General features: G+C 76.1%; 7 protein-coding genes. All 7 read right to left on the bottom strand.

Annotated elements, in window-relative coordinates; genetic code table 11:
• The 7 genes from MicB006_RS29470 to MicB006_RS29440 all read right to left on the bottom strand — a co-directional run bounded on the left by MicB006_RS29470 (position 1) and on the right by MicB006_RS29440 (position 19,559).
• The gene (locus MicB006_RS29470) at positions 1 to 954 is read right to left on the bottom strand and encodes a TauD/TfdA family dioxygenase (protein WP_116510515.1); all 954 of its coding nucleotides are present in this window, start codon (positions 952 to 954) and stop codon (positions 1 to 3) included.
• A gap of 31 nt (positions 955 to 985) precedes the next feature.
• The gene (locus MicB006_RS29465; RefSeq protein WP_116510513.1) at positions 986 to 6,436 is read right to left on the bottom strand and encodes a type I polyketide synthase; all 5,451 of its coding nucleotides are present in this window, start codon (positions 6,434 to 6,436) and stop codon (positions 986 to 988) included.
• Between the two features lie 30 nt (positions 6,437 to 6,466).
• Positions 6,467 to 9,970, bottom strand: coding sequence for a non-ribosomal peptide synthetase (locus MicB006_RS29460; RefSeq protein ID WP_116510511.1), 3,504 nt, complete (start codon positions 9,968 to 9,970; stop codon positions 6,467 to 6,469).
• Positions 9,967 to 12,273, bottom strand: a complete 2,307-nt coding sequence (locus tag MicB006_RS29455; RefSeq protein WP_116510509.1) for a lantibiotic dehydratase — start codon at positions 12,271 to 12,273, stop codon at positions 9,967 to 9,969. The genes MicB006_RS29460 and MicB006_RS29455 overlap by 4 nt, the downstream gene beginning before the upstream one ends.
• Positions 12,270 to 15,380 (bottom strand): thioesterase domain-containing protein, encoded by a 3,111-nt coding sequence (locus MicB006_RS29450; protein ID WP_116510507.1) that lies wholly within the window; start codon positions 15,378 to 15,380, stop codon positions 12,270 to 12,272. Before MicB006_RS29450 ends, MicB006_RS29455 begins: the two co-directional genes overlap by 4 nt.
• A complete protein-coding gene (locus tag MicB006_RS29445) occupies positions 15,377 to 18,826 on the bottom strand; it encodes an AMP-binding protein (protein WP_225980568.1) in 3,450 nt (1,149 codons plus the stop codon). The genes MicB006_RS29450 and MicB006_RS29445 overlap by 4 nt, the downstream gene beginning before the upstream one ends.
• Before the next feature lie 340 nt (positions 18,827 to 19,166).
• Positions 19,167 to 19,559: a DUF2267 domain-containing protein gene (locus MicB006_RS29440; RefSeq protein ID WP_116510503.1), complete on the bottom strand. Its 393-nt coding sequence runs from the start codon at positions 19,557 to 19,559 to the stop codon at positions 19,167 to 19,169.
• Between the last annotated feature and the right edge of the window lie 129 nt (positions 19,560 to 19,688).

Genomic DNA, 19,688 nt, shown 5'->3' with positions numbered 1-19,688 from the left:
TCAGTTCGCTCCTGCGTTCTCGGGGGTGTGCGGCTCGGCCATCGCCACGGCGATCTTCCGGGGGCCGGTGAACGGCTCCCGGCCGTGCGCGGCGGTCATGTTGTCCACCACCAGCACGTCGTCGCGCTGGTAGTCGAAGCGGACCGTGGCCGCCCGGTAGGCGGCGCGCAGGTGGTCCATGACGTCGGCGGGGATCTCGCCGCCGTCGCCGTAGTAGGTGTTCGACGGCAGCCCGTCGGCGCCGAACATGGCCAGCAGGCCCTCCTGGTAGTCCTTCGGCAGGGTGCTGAGGTGGAAGAAGGTGGCGTGGTTGAACCAGCGCGGGGTGTCCGATCCCGGCCGGTGGTGCACCACGTCGCGGACCGCGCGGGTACGCAGGCCGTCCTTGCCGACCCACTCCACTGTGATCCCGTTCGCCGCCGCGTACGCCTCGACCTCGGCGCGGTTCTCGGTGTTGAACACCTCCTGCCAGCGGGTGCCGAAGTCGCCGTGGAAGTTGCGCACCAGCATCCAGCGGCGGCGGACGAACTCCTCGCGTACCGCCGGGTCGATCAGCTCGTACACCCGGCGCACGTCGGCCAGCGGCGTGGCGCCCTGGCTGTCCGGCGGCGTGACGCAGTAGAAGAACAGCGTCAGCGGCCAGCGCGCCTGGTACGAGTTCTCGTTGTGCAGGAAGATCTCCTCGTCCGGCGGGTAGTCGGTCGAGGTGTAGACCCGGCCCTTGATGGAGTGCCGGGGCGAGGAGCGCTCGGTGTAGGTCAGCGGCTCGCCGGCCAGGGCCCGTACGGCCTGGTCGAAGCCGTCCACGCCGCCCACGTCGAAGCCGCGGAACAGCAGCCCTCCGCTGACGACGAGGGTGTCCCGCAGCTCGGCGCGCCGGGCGGTGATCAGGTCGGTCAGCGCCCGGCCGTCGCTCTCGACGACCACCGGCAGCGTCGCGGTTGTCTCGCTCATGGTGCGGTGTCTCCTTGTTTGCGTCGGGGTGTCAGCCGCGGGGCAGCCGCGGGATGGCCGGGATCGCCGCCGGGGCGGCCGGTTGGTCGGCGGGCGCCTCGGCGCGCAGCTCCTCGATCCGGGCGGCCAGGCCGGCCACCGTGGGGGTCTCGAAGAGGCTGCGCATCGGCAGCCGCACCCCGGTCGCCTTGCGCATGGCGGCGATCAGCTGCACGGCGACCAGCGAGTTGCCGCCGAGGGCGAAGAAGTCGTCGTCCACGCCGACGTCGGTGACGCCGAGGCCGTCGCGCCACACCTGGGCGATGGTCCTCTCCAGCTCGGTGCTCGGGGCGGCCGAACCGCCGCCGGCGCCGTCCGACGTGCCGGACGGCGCGCCGGTCTCCTCGGCGATGCTGTCGGTGGTGACCCGGGCGGCCCGGCGCCGGATGTCGGCGACGGTGCGGGTGGCGATCACCACCTGGGCGCCGAGTCCGGCGGCGAGGCTGCGCCGGAACGCCTCCGCGCCGTCGACCGGGCGGATGTCCTCGGTCACCGGCGCCGGGGCGTCAGCGTCCGCCGCCGGGGCCTCGGCCAGGTTGCCGGTGAACGCGCCCTGGTCGACCCGGCGCAGCACGAAGTCGCTGATCGCGACCAGCTCGCGCCCGTCCGGGTCGCGCAGCGACAGGTCGGCGGCGACCACCTCGTCGGTGGCGGCGGGCCGGTGCCGCAGGTGACTGTGGAACGTCGCCGGCAGCGCGCCGCGCACCACGATCCGGCCGTACGACAGCGGCAGGTAGGTGCCGGAGCCCTGGCCGCGGCCGAACGCGGTGGCCACGTCCAGCAGCGCCGGGTGCAGCCCCCACGAGGGCAGATCGCCGAGCGCGGCGGCGGGCGCCTGCACGCGGGCCAGCTCCTCGCCGTCGGCGAGGTGGTGCTCGGCCAGCGCCGCCCAGCGCGGGCCGAACGTCAGCATGCTGGTGCGTCCCCGGCCGAACGAGGCGTCGTCGTCGACCCGCCGCCCGGCGACGGCGGGCACGGCTGCCGGCGGGGCCGCCTCGGTGGTCCACCCGGCGGTGCCGCGCACGTGGGTACGCGCCTGGCCGGCGGCGAGGCTGGCGACAGTGAAGTCGGTGCCGTCCTCGGCCGGGGTCAGCTCGACCCGGTACTGGGCCACAGTGCCGTCCGGCACCGAGAACGGCTCCAGGAAGACCACGTCGCGCAGTTCGACAGCGGCGTCCGGGCCCGGCGCGGGCAGCGCGGCGGCCATCGCGGCGCGCACCGACTCCAGGTGGGCGGTGCCCGGCACCACCGGCACCCCGCCGATCCGGTGCTCGTCGAGCAGCCAGTGGGTGTCGGCCGCGACCAGGCCGTGCAGCACCGTGCCGTCCGGCCCGGCGACCATGGTGGTCAGCACCGGGTGCGTGAGCGCGGTGGTCACGGTGTCCCGCCCGGCGGCCCGGAACGCGGCCGGCGCGGCGGTCTCGACCGCCATGCCGACCTCGGCCCAGCCGCCCCAGTTCTGCGACACCACGGGGGCGCGGAACCCGGCCCCGGAACGCGCGAAGGCGTCCAGGAAGTTGTTCGCGGCGCAGTAGTCGACCTGGCCGAAACCGCCGATCACGGCGGTGATCGAGGAGCAGAGGACGACGAAGTCGAGCGGCAGGTCGCCGAAGACTTGGGCCAGCGCGAGCGTGCCGGCCAGCTTCGGGGCCAGCACGCGCTGCGCCTCGTCGCGCTCCTTGACCTCGGCCATGCCGCCGCCGGGCAGGCCGGCGGCGTGCACGATGCCGTCGAGCCCGCCGAACCGGCGCTCGGCCTCGTCGCGGACCCGGCGCAGGTCGTCCGGGTCGGTGACGTCGGCGGCCAGCACCAGCACGTCGGCGCCGGCCGCCTCCATCCGGCGGATCGCCGCGATGGCGCGCCCGGCCCGGTCGGCGCCGCCGTGCACCGCCAGGTGCGCGTCCCAGTCGTCCCGCTCGGGCAGCCCGGAGCGGGCCAGCAGCACCAGCTTGGCGCGGGCCCGGCGGGCGAAGTCCTCGGCCAGGGTGACGCCGATGCCGCCGAGACCGCCGGTGATCAGGTAGCGGCCCTCCTCGCGCAGTACGCCCGGCTCGTCCTCGGCGGCCACGCTCACCTGCTCGTAGCCGCCGAGCCAGCGGCGGTCGCCGCGCAGCGCCACCTCCGGGTGCTCGGCGTCGACCGGGCTGCGCAGCTCGGCCACCAGGGCGGCCACGCCGCGCGCGGCCGGGTCGGTGTCGAGCAGCCGAACGGTGAGGCCGGGCAGCTCGGCCGGGAGGACCCGGGCCAGGCCGGCGAGCGTGGCGTGCTCGGGGCGGACGAGGTCGTCGCCGCGTACGTCGCCGATGCCGGCGGTGACCAGGTCCAGGCGTACGCCCGTCTCGTCGGCCGTCACACCGGCACCGGCGAGCGCCTGCACCAGGTGCAGCGCGCCGAAGAAGCCGCGCTCCTGCGCCGTCCAGGCGGCCGCCGGGTCGATGCCGGCCGGCTCGCCGTCGAGGGCGAACGCGTGCACGACCCGGCGTGGCAGGTCGGCGCCGAGCGCGGCGACCAGCGCCTCCGCGTCGGCGCGTACGCCAGGGCGCAGCCGGAAACCGGTGGGGCCGGCGGAGAACGCCTCACCGGCGCGTACCTCGACCGGGTCGTCGCCGGCGGCGCGCAACGCGGCCACGAGCGCCTCGCCGCGCGGGCCGTCGGCCAGCACCAGGCAGCGGCCCAGCGGCTCGACCGTGCGGGCCGGGGCGGCCTGGCGCCACACCGGCACCGCGAACCACTCCGGCAGCGGACGGGGACCGGTCTCGGCGGGCGCCGCGGCGACCTCCTGCTCCGGGTCCGGGTCGATCCAGTAGCGGCGCCGCTCGAACGGGTACGTGGGCAGCGGCACCCGCCGCGCGTCCGGGTCGGCCGGGAGCCGCACCGGCACGCCCCCGCACCACAGTGCGCCAGCCGTGCCGAGCAGCGCGGCCAGGTCACCGGTCTGCTCGCCCGGACCGGGCAGGCTGCCCAGCGGGGTGAGGGCGCGCTGCGCCTCGGCGGCCTTGGCGACCTGCATCCGGGCCAGGTTGGCCAGTTGCCGGCCGGGGCCGCACTCGACGAGCGCCCAGGTGCCCTCGGCGAGCAGTGTGGCCACGCACGCGCCGAAGCGGACCGGGCGGCGCAGGTGCGCGGCCCAGTACGCCGGGTCGGTGGCCTGCGCCTCGGTGATCCAGGTGCCTGTCACGTTCGACACGAACGGCACCGCCGGGGCGCGCAGCGGCACGGTGGCCATCAGCGCGGTGAACTCGTCCAGGATCGGGTCCATCATCGGCGAGTGGAACGCGTGCGAGGTGCGCAGCAGCTTCGACTTGTTCTTGCCGCCCAGGCTCGCGGCGAACTCCTCCACCAGGGCGGTCTCACCGGCCACCACGCAGGTGCCGGGGCCGTTGACCGTCGCCACCGACAGGCCCGCGGGCAGCCGGTCGGTCACCGCCGACTCGTCGAGCGTGACCGCCAGCATCGAACCGGCCGGCAGGGAGTGCATCAGCCGGCCCCGGGCGGCCACCACCCGCAGCGCGTCCGCGAGGTCGAGCACCCCGGCGAGCGCGGCGGCCACGTACTCGCCGATGGAGTGGCCGATCATCGCGGCCGGGACGACCCCGGCGGCCCGCCACGCGACGGCGAGGGCGTACTCGACTGTGAACAGCGCGGGCTGCGTCCAGCGGGTCTCGGTGAGCTTGTCCGCCGCGTCCGGGTCGCGGCCGAGGATCAGGTCCCGGATGTCCAGGCCCAGTTCGGGCCGGAGCAGGTCGGCGCACTCGTCCACGGCGGCGGCGAACGCCCGGTCCTGGGCGTACAGTTCGGCGCCCATCCCGGCGTACTGCGAGCCCTGACCGCTGAACAGGAACGCCACCCGGGGCGCGGGTCCGTCGGCGACGCCCCGGTGGCCCTTGCGCCGCTCGCGCAGTGCGGCGGCGGCGCTGCCCGGGTCGCCGGCCACGACGGCGGCGCGGTGGGCGTACGTCTGGCGGCCGACGCGCAGCGTGTGCGCCACGTCGGCGAGCGCCACGTCGCTGCCGCCCTCCAGGTGCTCGGCGAGCCGCCGCACGGCGACGTCCAGCGCGGCCGGGGTCTTCGCCGACACCTGGAGCAGGTGCGCCGGGCGGGCCGGCGGCTCGTCCCGCTCCGCGGCGGGGGCCTCCTGGAGCACCACGTGGGCATTGGTGCCGCCGATGCCGAAGGAGCTGACCCCGGCCCGGCGCGGCCCGCCGTCGGTGTCCCACTTGGTCAGCGTGTTCGCCACGTAGAACGGGGTGTCGGCGAAGTCGATGGCCGGGTTCGGCGTCTCGTAGTTGATGGTCGGCGGGATCAGCCCGTGCTCCATCGCCAGCACCGTCTTGATCACACTGACGATGCCGGAGGGCTGGCTGAGGTGGCCGATGTTCGACTTCACCGACCCGATGCCGCACCAGCCGCGCTCGTCGGTGTCCCTGGTGTAGACGGCGGACAGCGCGGCGATCTCGATCGGGTCGCCGAGCGCGGTGCCGGTGCCGTGCGCCTCGACGTAGCTGATGCTGCGCGGGTCGACGCCGGCGAGCGCGACGGCCTGGGCGATGGCCTCCGTCTGCCCGTCGATGCTGGGGGCGGTGAAGCCGACCTTCCCGGCGCCGTCGTTGTTGATGGCGTTGCCGAGCACGACCGCGCGGATGTGGTCGCCGTCGGCGATCGCGTCGGAGAGCCGCTTGAGCAGCGTCACGCCGACGCCGCTGCCCCACACCGTGCCGTTCGCTCCGGCGTCGAACGGCCGGCACCGCCCGTCCGGCGAGGTGAAGCCGTCCATGCCGAGGTAGCCGACGTGCGGCAGCTCGATGTTGACGCCGCCGGCCAGGGCCATGTCGCACTCGCCGTTGCGCAGCGCCTCGCAGGCCAGGTGGAACGCGACCAGTGAGGTGGAGCAGGCGGTGTGCACTGTCATGCTCGGGCCGCGCAGGTCCAGCCGGTACGACACGTTCGTGGCCACGTAGTTCGGCGAGTTGCCGGTGGCAAGCGACACCGCGCCGTGCGGGTTTCCACCGACCCGCTTGTTGCGGTACACGTTGCGTTGCAGGTACGTGTTGCCGCCGGTGCCGGCGTACACGCCGACCGCGCCGTCGTAGCGGCCCGGGTCGTAGCCGGCGTCCTGCAACGCGGTGTAGCAGGTCTCCAGGAACAGCCGGTGCTGCGGGTCGGTGATCTCGGCCTCGCGGGCGGTCATCCCGAACAGGCCGGCGTCGAACTCGTCGTAGCCGTCCACCAGCGGCGCGCGGTTGACCCAGCCCGGGTCGTCGACCTCCTCCGGCCGGGCGCCGCGGGCGAGCTGCTCCTCGCGGGTCAGCTCGGTCGTCGACTCCACGCCGTCGACCAGGTTGCGCCAGAACTCGTCGACGTCGGCCGCGCCGGGCAGGCGGGCGGCGAGCCCGACGATGGCGATGGGCTCGAGGCCGTCGTCGGCGGGAATGTCGTTCTGCATGGGGGTTCCTTCAGTTCACAAGGGATCGCGTCACGGGTGAGGTCGGCGTGGTGGCGGGGTACGGCGGGCGCGGCCCCGCCGGGCGGCGGCGCGCAGCGCGGCGCGGGCCAGCTCCGGCCGGTCGGCGGCCCCGTCGAGGCTGGCGGCGAGCGCCCGCACGGTCGGGTGGCGGAACAGGTCGAGCATGGTGATCGAGCGGCCGGTGGCCTCGGTGAGGCGGGCGTACACGGCGGCGAGGGCCATCGAGTGGCCGCCGATGTCGAAGAAGTTGTCGGTGACGCCGACGGTGTCCCGGCCGAGCACGTCGCGCCAGATCCCGGCGATCAGCTCCTCGGTGCCGGTGAGCGCGTCCGAGCCGGTGGGCAGCGGCGCGCGGGCCGGTTCGGCGGTGGCGACAGTCATCGCGCCGAGCGCGGCGACGCGCACCGCCGGGCGGGGCAGCTCGGGCGCCACCTCGGCGGCCGGCGTGTGCGGGTCGGCGGCGAGCGCGCCGACCAGGGCGGCCAGGTCGGCCAGGAGCGCGCTGATCCGCTCGGCCTCGAACAGGTCCGGGTTGTGCACCACCTCGACGCCGGCCCGCCCGTCGCGCTCCACCACGTAGACGGTCAGGTCGAACGGTGAGCCGGGCTTGGGCACCGGCAGCGGCTCGGCCGTGAGACCGGTCAGCGTCAGCCGGGGCGGGGCGAAGTTGAGCACGTTGAACAGCACCTGCACCAACGGGGCACGTGAGGTGTCCCGGCCCACGCCGAGCGACTCCACGATGCGTTCCAGCGGCGCGCCCGGGTGGGCGGTGACCTCGTGCAGCTCGGCGGCGGCCCGGTCGACCTGTTCGGCGAAGCTCGCGCCGCCGGAACGGACCCGCACCGGCACGGTGTCGATGAAGAAGCCGATCACCTCGTCGAACGCGGCCAGCCGCCGGTCGGCGACGATCGCGCCGAGCACGTGCTCGTCGCCGCCGGTGACCCGGCGCAGCAGCTCGCCGAACGCGGCCAGCAGCACCGCCGCGACTGTGGTGCCGCGCCGGGCGGCAAGGTCGCGCACGTCCCGGTCGGCGGTGGCGTCCAGCCGTACCGCGGCCTCCGCGCCGGCGTACGTCTGCACGGCGGGGCGGGGCCGGTCGCGGGGCAGGTCCAGCACCGTCGGCGCGCCGGCCAGGTGCGCGGTCCACCAGGCCAGGTCCGCCTCGCCGCGACGCCGGTCCCGGTCGGCGCGCCACACCGCGTAGTCGGCGTACGTGGCGGGCAGCGGCGGGCGGCCCGGCACGGACCGGCCGAGCGCGCGGGCGTACGCGAGCGCCAGCTCGTCGTAGAGCAGCGCCTCGGACCAGCCGTCGAAGACCGCGTGGTGCACGGTGACCGCGAGCACGTGCTCCTCGGCGGCGAGCCGGTACACGGTCACCTGCCAGGGCGGGCCGGTGGCCAGGTCGAACGCGTGCCCGGCGCCGGCCGCGAGCATGCCGGCCAGTTCGGTGTCGGGGTCGGCGCCGCCGGTCAGGTCGACCACCGGCACCGCCACGTCGGTCGGTTCCTCGCGGACCGCGTACGGCACGCCGCCGTTCTGCGGGATCCGCCAGCGCAGCACGTCGTGCCGTTCGGCCACGGCGCGCAGCGCCGCGCCGAGCGCGGCGACGTCCAGCGGCCCGCGCAGCCGGTGCGCGACGGCGATGTTGTAGGGCGCGCTGGACGGGGCGAGCTGGTCCATGAACCACAACCGCCGCTGCGGCGGGGACAGCGTGGGCGGGTTGCCGGTGGTCAGCACGTCGGCGTCGGCCGGGTCGGCGGCGCGGACCCGGTCCACCAGCGCGGCGAACGTGCGGTCGGCGAACAGCACCCGCGTGTCCACCTGCCGGCCCAGATCCGCGCGCAGCGCCGCGACCAGCCGCATCGCGGCGATGGAGTTGCCACCAGCGGCGAGGAAGTCGCTGTCCGGGGCGGGCGCGGCGCCGAGCAGCCGGGTCCAGATCCGCCGGACCGCCACCGTCACCGGGTCGCCGTCGGTGGGCGCGTCGTCCACGCCGGCCGGGGCGGCCGCGGCCAGCTCGCGCAGCGCCGGCCGGTCCAGCTTGCCGGTGACCGGGCTGACCGGCAGCGCGTCCAGCCGCACCGTCCGGGCCGGCAGCATCGCGGTGGTCAGCCGCGTCTGCGCGTACGCGCGCAGCTCGTCGTCGCCGGGCGCGCCGGCCGGCGCGAGGAACGCGACCAGCTCGGCGTCGGCCGGGCCGGGCACCGCCTCCACCGCGACGCGCTCGACGCCCGGGCAGGCGGCCAGCACCGCCTCGATCTCGCCCAGCTCGATGCGCTGGCCGCGCACCTTCACCTGCCGGTCGGCGCGGCCGAGGTAGACGATCCGGCCGTCCGGGCCCTGCCGGACCAGGTCGCCGGTGCGGTAGAGCCGCTCGCCGGGGACGTCGCCGAACGGGTCGGGCACGAACCGCTCGGCGGTCAGGCCGGGCCGGTTCAGGTAGCCGTCGGCCAGGCCCGGCCCGCCGATCAGCAGCTCGCCGGTCTCCCCCGCCGGCACCGGGCGCAGGTCGGCGTCGACCACGTACGCCCGGTGGTTGGGCAGCGGCCGGCCGATCGGCATCGGGTCGGTGTCGGCCGGGGTGAGGTCGCAGGTGACCGCCAGCACCGTGGTCTCGGTCGGGCCGTAGCCGTTGAGGAACCGCCGGCCCGGCGCCCAGCGGGCGACCAGCTCAGCCGGTACCGCCTCGCCGCCGCAGAGCAGCACCCGCCACGACGGGAACCCGGCCGGGTCCAGCAGCGACAGCACGGTCGGGGTGATGAAGCCCCAGGTGACCTCGTGCTCGGCGACGAACCGGGCCAGCCGTACCGGGTCGGCCCGGTCGTCGGCGCCGAGCAGCTGCACCGCGCCGCCGAGCGTGAGCGGCACGAACAGGTCCATGGTGGCCGCGTCGAAGCCGAGCGAGGCGATGCCGAGGCTGCGTACCGAGGCGTCGGCGCCGGTCAGCGCGCTCACCCCGGTGACGAACTCGACGGCGTTGCGGTGGGTGGTCAGCACGCCCTTGGGGCGGCCGGTGGAGCCGGAGGTGAACAGCACGTACGCCGGGTCACCGGGCCGGGCCGGGCACGGCGCGAGCGGGGCCGGGCCGGGCAGCGCGAGCGCCACCACGCCGGGCTCGTCGCCGAACTCGGCCACCGCCGCGTCACCGACCACCACCCGCACGCCCGCGTCGCGGGCGATGCCGCGCAGCCGGGCCCGGGGACCGCCCGGCTCCAGCGGCACGTACGCCGCGCCGGCCAGCAGCACGCCGACCACGCTCACCACCAGGTCGGGGGTACGCGCGCCGCACACGCCGACCCGGTCGCCCCGGCCGACGCCGTGCCCACGCAGCGCGGCGGCCACCCCGGCGGCCCGGTCGACGAGCTGCCGGTAGGTGAGCCGGGTGTCCCACTGGCGTACCGCCACCGCGTCCGGGGTCCGGGCGGCCTGCGCGGTGATCAGGTCGACGAGGGTGGCGTCCGGCCACGGCAGGTCCGTGCCGTGGACGGCGCTGACGGTCAGGGTGTCGGTCACCGGAGTGCTCCAAGGTGCTCGGCCGGGTCGGTGATCTGGAGGCGCAGTTCGCTGACGTAGCCGCGGCCCCGGGCGTCGGGCACCCAGGCATCGGCGGGGGCGGGCAGCAGTTCGGAGACCACGACGGGCACGTCCGGGCCGGTCCGCAGCGCGGCGTCGACCATGGCGCACAGCGACTGCGCGTACAGCGGCCCGGTCAGGTCCACGTAGCAGGGTTTGATCTCGGTGCCGACCTTGACGAAGACCTGCTCGGGCAGGCCGGTCTCGGCGCGCCAGCGGCGTACCGCCAGGTAGCGGGCGGACTCGTCGGAGTGGCCGCCCAGCCCGCACGCCCCGGCCGTGGTGCGCCAGGTGCGCCGCGCCACCACCAGCCGGTCGATGGTGATCCGGGGCGTGTGCGCGGCCGCGCCGAGCAGCTTGAACGCGTCGAGCAGCAGCGCGCCGAGCAGCGTGGCGAAGACCTCCATCAGCGGCCAGCGGGCCCCGTCGGGAAAGACCGCGGTGAGCGTGTCGCCGGTCCGCTCGACCACCACGCCGGTGGCCGGGACCAGGCGGTCGACGTCCGCGCCGTGTGCGGTGTCGATGCCGAGCTGCAGGTCCGCCGGGCCGGTCAGCGCGTACGTGGTGCGGGTGGTGCGGCGGGGGAAGCTGTCCGGCCACAGCACCCGCAGCCGGACCGGGCCCAGGTCGGCGTCGAGGTCGGCGCGCAACGCCGCCGGGTCCGGGTGGAACGGGCTGAGCACCGCGCTGTCGAAGGCGACCGACGCCGGGTGCAGCTCGCCGAGCACGAGCTGGAAGTCGCCGCGCTCGACGGCCTCCGGCGAGTCGGCGCACAGCTGCACGTCCGGGTTGTGCAGCCGGGCCGACGGCCAGCCGGGCCGCGTCGCCGGGAACAGCTCCCGGACCCGGTCGGTGAGGTCCGCCGCGCGCAGCCGCAGCTCCGCCTGCCCCTCCGGCAGGTCGGCCAGGCCGAACAGCTCGGCCCAGCGTGCGGTGAGCGTCGCGCCGGCCCGGCCGATCGGGCCGTCCGGGGAGACGAGCGTGCCCTGGGCCAGCAGCCACAGGTCGGCCAGCCGCACCGGTCTCCCGTCGGCGGCCAGCTCCTCGTGCAGCTCGACGAAGAGGTCGTCGCAGCGGGCGGCCACCTCGCCTGTGAACCAGCGGGCGGTACGCAGCACCACCGCTAGCGGCTCGGCGAGCGCGTCGACGACTGCCGCGCCGATCTGGAACTCCAGGTCGCGGGCGGTCTCCTCGTAGCAGACGGTGCGGGCGGCGTACATCTGGCCGCTGTGCCGGGTGGCGGGGCGCCCGGTGACGGCGGTGAACCCGGCGTTGAGCGCGGCGAGCGCGGCGCCGAGCCGCTCCGGGTCGCCGGCCGCGGCGGCCACCTCGTCGCGGGCGGCGCGCAGCCGGCCGAACTCGGCCGCCGTCGCGGCGCGGACCGGTTCGTCGCCGATCGCGGCGATCCGCGCTTCGAGCACCAGTTCGGCGTCGGGCGCGATCGGCAGGTTCCCGCCCCAGCTGAGCTGGCCGCGCTCGACCCACCGGTCCAGCAGCAGGTAGACGTCGTCGGCGCTGTGCACCTCACCGGCGTCGCACAGCCGCTGCGCCAGCTCCAGCGCGGGCGTGCGGCCGTCGCAGGCGCCGAGCACCAGCGCCTCGACCGGGGTCAGCGCGATCGGCGGGTGCAGCGGCCAGCGCAGCTCCCGGCCGGCGACGGTCAGGTGCGGTTGCAGCGCGGGCGCCCACCAGCGGCGCACCGCCAGGTCGTCGGCGAGCCGGTCGGCGTACGCGATGAGCGCCCACGCCTCGAAGTACACCCGCCGCCGGTGCACCAGCGCGTCACCGGGCACCGTGCGCACGCCGGGCCGGGTGGTGTCGAACGTGCCCCAGCAGACCGGGCCGAAGAAGCCGATGGTCTCGGCCTTCCCGCAGTACCGCTGCCAGTAGCGCAGCAGGCTCAGCTCGCGCTTGCGGCGGCGCACGTTGCGGACCTGCGGGTCGGTGCGCAGCAGCCCGTCCAGCGCGATCAGCATGTCCGGGTTCTGCCAGGTCACCGCCTCGCGCAGCAGCGGGTCGGCGGCCAGCTCGCCGGCCACCGCGGAGGACTCGGCGAACGCCTCGCGCAGCGTCTTGTCGAACACCTCGGGGCCGGTGTCGCCGGCGAGCAGCGCGTCCGCGGTGGCGGCGCAGTCCGGCGCGGCGAACCGGTCCAGCCCGGCGGCCGGGAAACCGGCGGTCCGCAGGACCACGTCGCGCCACACCGACCAGCCGGTGTCGCCCAGGGGCACCAGGTGGCTCACCGGTGGTCCTCCCGCCGGGCGTCGGTGATGTGCAGGCGCAGCTCGCTGAAGTACCGGCGGCCCTGCCCGTCGGGCACCCACGCCTGCTCCGGGGCGGGCAGCATCTCGCTCACCGTGAACGAGACGTCGTCGCCGCCGTCGACCCGGGCGGCGCGCGCCATCGCGCAGAGCGTGGTCGCGAACGCCGGCGCGGCGAGGTCGACGAAGCAGGGCTTGGTCTCGGTGCCGAACTTGACGTACACCTGCTCGGGCAGGCCGAGGCGGCGGCGCCAGTCCCGGACGGCGAGGAAGCGCTCACGCTCGCCGTTCGGGACGGCCAGGCCGCTCTCGCCCACAGTGGTCCGCCACGTCTGCCGGGCCAGCACCAGCCGGTCCACGGTGATCCGGGGCGTGTACGGCGCGGCGGCGACCAGCTTGAAGCCGTCCACGGCGTGCGCGCTGAACGGCTCGGCGAAGATCTCGGTGAGCGGCCAGCGCTGCCCGTCCGAGGCGGTGGCGACCAGCTCGCCGTCGACGTCGTCGACGACCAGGTCCACTGTGGGCAGCACGCGGGCCGGGTCGGCGCCCGGCGCGTCGAGGAACGCCAGGTGCCGGTCGGTGGGGCCGGTCAGCGACTCGGCGGTACGGCTGGTGCGCCGCGGCCAGTCGGCCGGGAACAGCAGCCGGACCCGCCGCTGCCCGAGGTCCGCGGCCAGCGCCTCGCGCAGCCGTTCCACGTCCGGGTGCGACGGCGTGAACACCGCGCAGTCGAAGGACGACCAGGCGGCGTGCAGCTCGCCGAGCACCACCGTGTACTCGCCGCGCCGCAGCGCGTCCGCGTCGGTGGCGCAGATCTGCAGGTCGGGGCTGTGGATGGCGGCGTTCGACCACTCCGGGCCGGCGCCGGGGAACACCTCGTCGACCCGGTCGGCGAGATCCGCCGCGCGCAGCCGTACGTCGGTGGCGCCGGCGGGCAGGGTGTCCAGGCCGAACAGCCCGGACCAGCGGGCGGCGAACTCCGCCGCCACCGCGTCGACGGGCCGCTCGCCGTCGCCCCAGAACATGCCCTGGGCCAGGAACCACAGGTCGGCCAGGGGCACCGGGGCGCCGGACTCGGCGCGCAGCTCCTCGTACAGGCCGCGCAGCACGTCGAGATAGGCGCGGGCGAGCGCGTTCGCCAGCCAGCGGGCGGCGCGCAGCAGCACGTCGAGCGGGGCGGCCAGCTCGGCCAGCAGCGGCGCGCCGAACACCACGTCCAGGTCCCGGGCGCTGTCCTCGTAGCAGAGCGTGCGTCCGGCGTACATCTGTCCGGCCCGGCGTGCCGCCGGGACGCCGGTCAGCTCGGTGAACGTGGCGTCCAGCGCGTCCAGGACGACGCGCAGCCGGCCCGCGTCCCCGGCCGCCGCGGCGACATCGTCACGGGCGGCGCGCAGCCGGTCGAACCCGGCCCGCGCGGCGGCGCGGGCCGGCTCGTCGCCGATCGCCTCGATCCGGTCGGCCAGCACCCGCTCGGCGTCCGGGCTCACCGGCAGGGCCGCGTCCCAGGTGATCAGCTCCCGCTCCACCAGGCGGTCGAGCAGCGCGTAGCCGTCCTCGGGGCGGCGCAGCCCGATCGCCGGGTCGCTGACCAGGTCGGCGGCGGGGCGCCGCCCGTCGGCCGCGCGCAGCAGCTCGGCCTCGACCGGGCTCAGCGTCAGCGGCGGCCGTCCGGGCCGCAGCACGGCCCGGTCCCGGACCGCCAGGTGGGGGCGGAGCATCGGCGGCCACCAGCGGCGGACCGCCAGGTCCGCGCCGATCCGTTCGGCGTACGCGGTCAGCGCCCACGACTCGAACCACACCCAGCGGCGGCGGGTCAGCCCGGCGCCGGGGTTGACTCGGGCAACTTCCGGCTGTGCCGGATCGACTGTGACCCAGCAGCTGGGCCCGAAGAAGCCGACCGTCTCGTTCTTGCCGCAGTAGCGCTGCCAGTACTTCAGCAGCGCCCGTTCCCGGTCGCGGCGGCGGACGTTGCGGACCGCGTCGGCGCCGCCGCGCACCAGCCCGTCGAACGCGACGAGCGCGCCCCGGTTCTGCCAGGTGACCGCCTCGCGCAGCAGCGGGTCGGCGGCCAGCTCGCTGAACCGCCGCGCGCCGGCGCGCAGCGCCTCCTCGAACTCCTTGTCGAACCGGTCCTCACCCGCGCCGGTGGCGAGCAGCTCGTCGGCGGCCGTGGCGGCCCGGGACGCGGTGAACAGCTCCAGCCCGTCGGCCGGGAACCCGGTGGTCCGCAGCACCGCGTCGCGCCACACCGACCAGCCGGTGTCGCCGAGGGGGACCCGGTGCGCGGCGCCGGCGGTCCCGCGGCCGGCGGCGCGCACCGGGTCCGGACCCGCGTCCGGCGTGCCGGCGCGGGTGTCAGTGGACGCGGCGGTCAGGTCGGCGCGGATCAGCGCGGCCAGTTCGGGCAGCCGGTCGTGCAGGAAGAAGTGCCCGCCGTCCAGCTCGTGCAGGGTGAACCCGGCCGCGGTGTGCTCGGCCCAGGCCGCGCTCTGGTCCCGGGTGACCGCCCGGTCGGTACGCCCGGCGAACACGACGATCGGCACCGGCAGCGGCTCGCCGGGCACGTGGCGGTAGTCGTCGACGCGGCCGAAGTCGGCCCGCAGCAGCGGCAGCAGCAGCTCCACCAGCTCCGGGTGGTCGAGCAGTTCGGCGGGGAGGCCGCCGCCCTCGCCGAGGCGGCGCAGCAGCTCGTCGTCGCCGGCCCGGGACAGGCCGTCGAACGGGCCGGGGGTACGCACGTGCGGGGCGCGGGCGCCGCCGACGTAGAGCCGCAGCGGCAGCGGCCGGCCCGGGCGGCGCAGCTCGCGGACCACGTCGAAGCCGAGCCGCCCGCCCATCGAGTGGCCGTAGATCGCGTACGGGCGGTCGGCCCGGGAGGCGATGGCGTCGGCCACGTCGGCGACGCTGAAGCGCGGGTCCTCGGTGATCCGGTTCTCCCGGCCGGGCAGTTGCACAGGCGTCACGTCGACGCCCGGGCCGAACTCGGCCGCCCAGCGCCGGAACGCGCTGGCGCCGGCCCCCGCGTAGGGCAGGCAGAACAGTCGCACCGGGGCCTCGGGACGGCTTCCGGCGGAGACGAACCAGTTCACCGCGGACCTTTCTGCACGGGGTCGATCCAGTGCCGGCGGCGCTGGAACGGGTAGGTGGGCAGTCCGGTGCGTCGCACCGTGCCGTCGGGGTGCAGCTCGTGCCAGTCGACGTCGCGCCCGGCGACCCAGTCGGCGGCCGTCTCGCGCAGCGGCCCGCCGTCACCGGCGATGCGGGCGTCGGTGTCCAGCAGCACGTCCAGAGCGGACAGCGCGGCCGGCAGGTCGGCGGCGACCACCGCCGCCCGGTGGGCGAACGCCCGCCGGCCGAGCGCCAGCGTGGCGGCCACGTCGGGCAGCGCCGGCGCGGCGCCGGCCAGGTGGGTCCGCAGGCGGGCCAGGGCCGCCCGCAGCGCCGCCGGGGTGCGCGCGGAGACCGGCAGCAGCCACGGCCCCTCGCCGGGCGGGTCGGCCGGCTCTGCCGGCGGCGGCTGCTCCACCACCACGTGCGCGTTGGTGCCGCCGAGGCCGAACGCGCTCACCCCGGCGACCCGGCGCGCGCCGTCCGGCCAGTCCCGCGCCTTGGTGGGCACGTAGAACGGTCCGGCCGCCAGGTCGATCTCCGGGTGCGGGCGGGTGAAGTGCAGGTTCGGCGGGATCACCCCGTGCCGGACGGCGAGCACCGCCTTGATCAGCCCGGCGATGCCGGCGGCGGCGTCGAGGTGGCCGATGTTGGTCTTCACCGAGCCGAGCGCTGTCGACTCGGCGGGCGCGGCGCCCGCGTACACCTCGTGCAGCGCCGCGACCTCGATGGCGTCGCCGAGCGGCGTGCCGCTGCCGTGGCCCTCGACGAAGCGGACCTCGCCCGGCGCGACCTCGGCGGTGGCGAGCGCGCCCGCGACGGCGGCGGCCTGCCCGGCCGGGCCGGGCACCGCGAATCCGGCCCGGTCCGGGCCGTCGTTGGTGACCGCCCAGCCGGGCAGGATCGCGTAGATGCGGTCGCCGTCGGCCTGCGCGTCGGCGAGCCGGCGCAGGGCGACCACCCCGGCGCCGGAGCCGAACCCGGAGCCGGCGGCGGCCTCGTCGAAGGCGCGGCACCGCCCGTCGGGCGAGGTGAGCCCGCCCGCCCGGTGCCGCGGCCACGTCACTGTGGACCCGCCGGCCAGGGCCAGGTCGCACTGGTAGTCGGCGAGGCTCTGCGCGGCCAGGCAGACCGCGACGAGCGAGCTGGAGCAGGCGGACTGTACGGCCATCGCCGGGCCGGTCAGGCCGAGCCGGTAGGCCACCTGCCCGGGCAGGTGGTCGGTGAACTGGCGGCCGACGAGCCGGGCCTCCCAGTCGTCCGGGTCGACGTCGCCGACCACCGCCGGGTTGTCCATGAGGTGGAACAGGAAGTAGCGGTTGGCCGAGGTGGCGGAGTAGACGCCGACCAGGCCGGGGAAGCGCGACGGGTCGTGCCCGGCGTCCTCCAGCGCCTCCCAGGCGGTCTCCAGGAACAGCCGGTGCTGCGGGTCGGTGCGGGCGGCCTCGTCGGCGCCGAAGCCGAAGAACTCGGCGTCGAAGTCGGCCACCCCGTCGAGCCGGCCGGTGGCGCGTACGTGCCGGGGGTCGGCGAGCAGGCCGGGGCCGACGCCGAGCGCGGTCAGCTCCTCGTCGGTGTGGTCGTGCACCGAGTCGACGCCGGTGCACAGGTTCCACCAGAACGTCGCCACGTCGGGCGCGCCGGGGAACCGCCCGGCGACGCCGACCACGGCGATCTCGTCGCCGGTGTACTCCCGGGCGGCGCGCAGCGGCGCGGCGGGCGCGGGCAGCACCGGCGCGCGGACCGCCTCGGACGGGGCGTCGAGCAGCGCGGCCTGGGCGGCGACGGTCGGGTGGTCGAACAGGCGCAGCATCGGCAGGCGGACGCCGAACCGCTCGGCGAGGCGCTGCTGCACCTGGCCCAGCAGCAGCGACTGCCCGCCCACGTCGAAGAAGCTGTCGGTGCGGCCGACCGCGTCGCGGCCGAGCACCGCGCACCAGATGTCGTGCACAACCCGCTCGGTCCCGCTGGCCGGCGCCGCCTCGGCCGGCACCTCGGCCACCGGATCGGGCAGCGCCCGCTCGTCGATCTTGCCGGTGACGGTGAGCGGGAACTCGTCGACCACCACCACCGCGCGGGGCACCGCGTAGTCGGGCAGCGCCGCGGTCAGGGCAGCGCGCAGCGCCGCCGGGTCGGGGCGGGCGCCGGCCGGCCGGGCGTACGCGAGCAGCTCGCCGTCGCGGACGACGGCGCGGACGCCCGCGACGCCGGGCTGGGCGGACAGCACCGCTTCGATCTCGGTCAGCTCGACCCGGTGCCCGCGTACCTTGACCTGGCGGTCGAGCCGGCCGAGGCAGACCAGTTCCCCGCCGGGCAGCAGCCGGCCCAGGTCACCGGTGCGGTACGACGGCACCCCGTCGGCGTCGACGCCGAACCGGTCGCTGTCCTGGTTGAGGTAGCCGGGGGCGAGGTGCCGGCTGTGGACGACGATCTCGCCGGTGTCCGGGGCGAGGTCGAGCCGGTAGCCGGGGAACGCGGTGCCGACCGGCAGCGGCCCGCGGGCGTCGGGCTCCACCCCGGACAGCCGCTGCACGTGCCGGGCCGCGAACGTCATCTCGGTGGCGCCGTAGCCGTTCACCAGCACGCACCCGGCGGCGAACCGGTCCCGGCCGCGTGCCGCGTCGGTCCAGGTGGCCTGCTCGCCGCCGAGCAGCACGGCCCGCACGGTGGGCAGCCGGCGCGCGCCGAGCGTGTCGAGCAGGAAGCGGTAGACGGTGGGCGTGCAGTGCAGCACCGTGGCGCGGCGCCGGTCGAGTTGCTCGACGGCGTGGGCCAGCCCCTGGCGGCGCAGGTCGACCGGGACGACGGCGGCGCCGGTGAGCAGCGCCGGGTAGAGGTCGGGGATGGCGGCGTCGAAGCTGAACGACGCGAGCAGGCTGAGCCGGTCGTCCGGGCCGACGGCCAGCGCGGCGATCTGGTTGTCGACGACGTGGGCCAGGTTGCGGTGGGTCTGCCCGACCGCCTTGGGCACGCCGGTGGAGCCGGAGGTGAACAGCACGTACGCCAGCGCGTCCGGGTCGTCGGCGACCGGGCGCAGCGGGGCCGGCGGCACCTCGTCCAGCGGCACGACCGGACGCTCACCGGCCAGCGCCGTGGCCAGGTCGCGGTGCTCGGCGGCGCACGCCACGGCGGTGACCCCGGCGGCGCCGACCATGTGGCGCAGCCGCGCGACCGGGAAGCCCGGGTCCAGTGGCACGTACGCGCACCCGGCGGCCAGGGCGCCGAGCAGCGCCGCGACGGTCGGTGCGCCGTGCGCGGTGAGCAGCGCGACCCGGTCTCCGGGGCGCAGGCCCGCGGCGGCGAACACGGCAGCGTGCCCGCCGGCCGCCTCGGCCAACTCGGTGTAGGTGACCTCGTGGGTCTCACCGAGCAGGGCCGGACGTCCGCCGTGTACCGCCGTGATCGCGCCGAAACGATTGATAATCATCGGCTCTGCCATATCAGGAAGCGGGATACGCTCCACAGAGGACAGGCACGCAGCGATCGACGAATGTGATCATTGATCCCCCCCAGGACTTCACATTGGAAGCAGAATATTGCTCAATCTCCGCACCGGAAGAGCATCGATGCGGCTTGACCCGAAGGGAGGAAGACGTCCTGGAACCTCGGCTGGAGGAATTCGTCCGATCATCCCTCTAGCGCGTAGACGTTTTACAGCGTAGGTGATCATCGACGGGTTATTTTACGGTGAAAATACTTTCTGGCCGTCGAATCTTCGTCACGGCGGCCCCGGTGCCGCGGCTCAACCCGGATCGCGGGGAGCCTGCTCAGACATCGTAGGGTGGGCGCGGGATCGGGTCCACCATCGCGTCGAAGCCCTTCGGAAGCTGCGCCACGAGGTCCTGGAACTCCCCCACCGTCACCGTGTCGCGCAGCGTGGCGAGCACCGCCGCGGCACCCACCTCGGCGACCGCCGGGTCCACCGCCGCGCGTTCTGCCACCCGGTACAGGAAGTCCACCGCGCCGCCGGTCGTCGCGGTCCCGCCCGGCTCCAGGTAGCCGCCGACGTCGTCCGGCAACTGCGCCGCCAGGTCGGCCGCCTCGTCCGCGGTGATCCGCTCGGCGAGGGTCTGCAACACCGCCCGGGAGATGGTCGCGGCCTCGTCGGACGGCAACTCGGACCGTCGCGCCACCGCCTCGACGAACAGGGGGAACCGCATCCCACCCTCCCCTCGCCGACGGCGGGCACCACGCCCGCCCCGGTCGGCCCCGGCGGGTACCCGCCCCCACCCCGGCCAAACTCCCCCACCCGCCGGCAGGTGGGAAAGCCGCAGGGCACCCGGCCGGCC

The sequence above is a fragment of the Micromonospora sp. B006 genome (genome assembly GCF_003408515.1).
Taxonomy (GTDB): domain Bacteria; phylum Actinomycetota; class Actinomycetes; order Mycobacteriales; family Micromonosporaceae; genus Micromonospora; species Micromonospora echinospora_A.
This window is presented reverse-complemented; position numbering and strand designations above follow the sequence as displayed.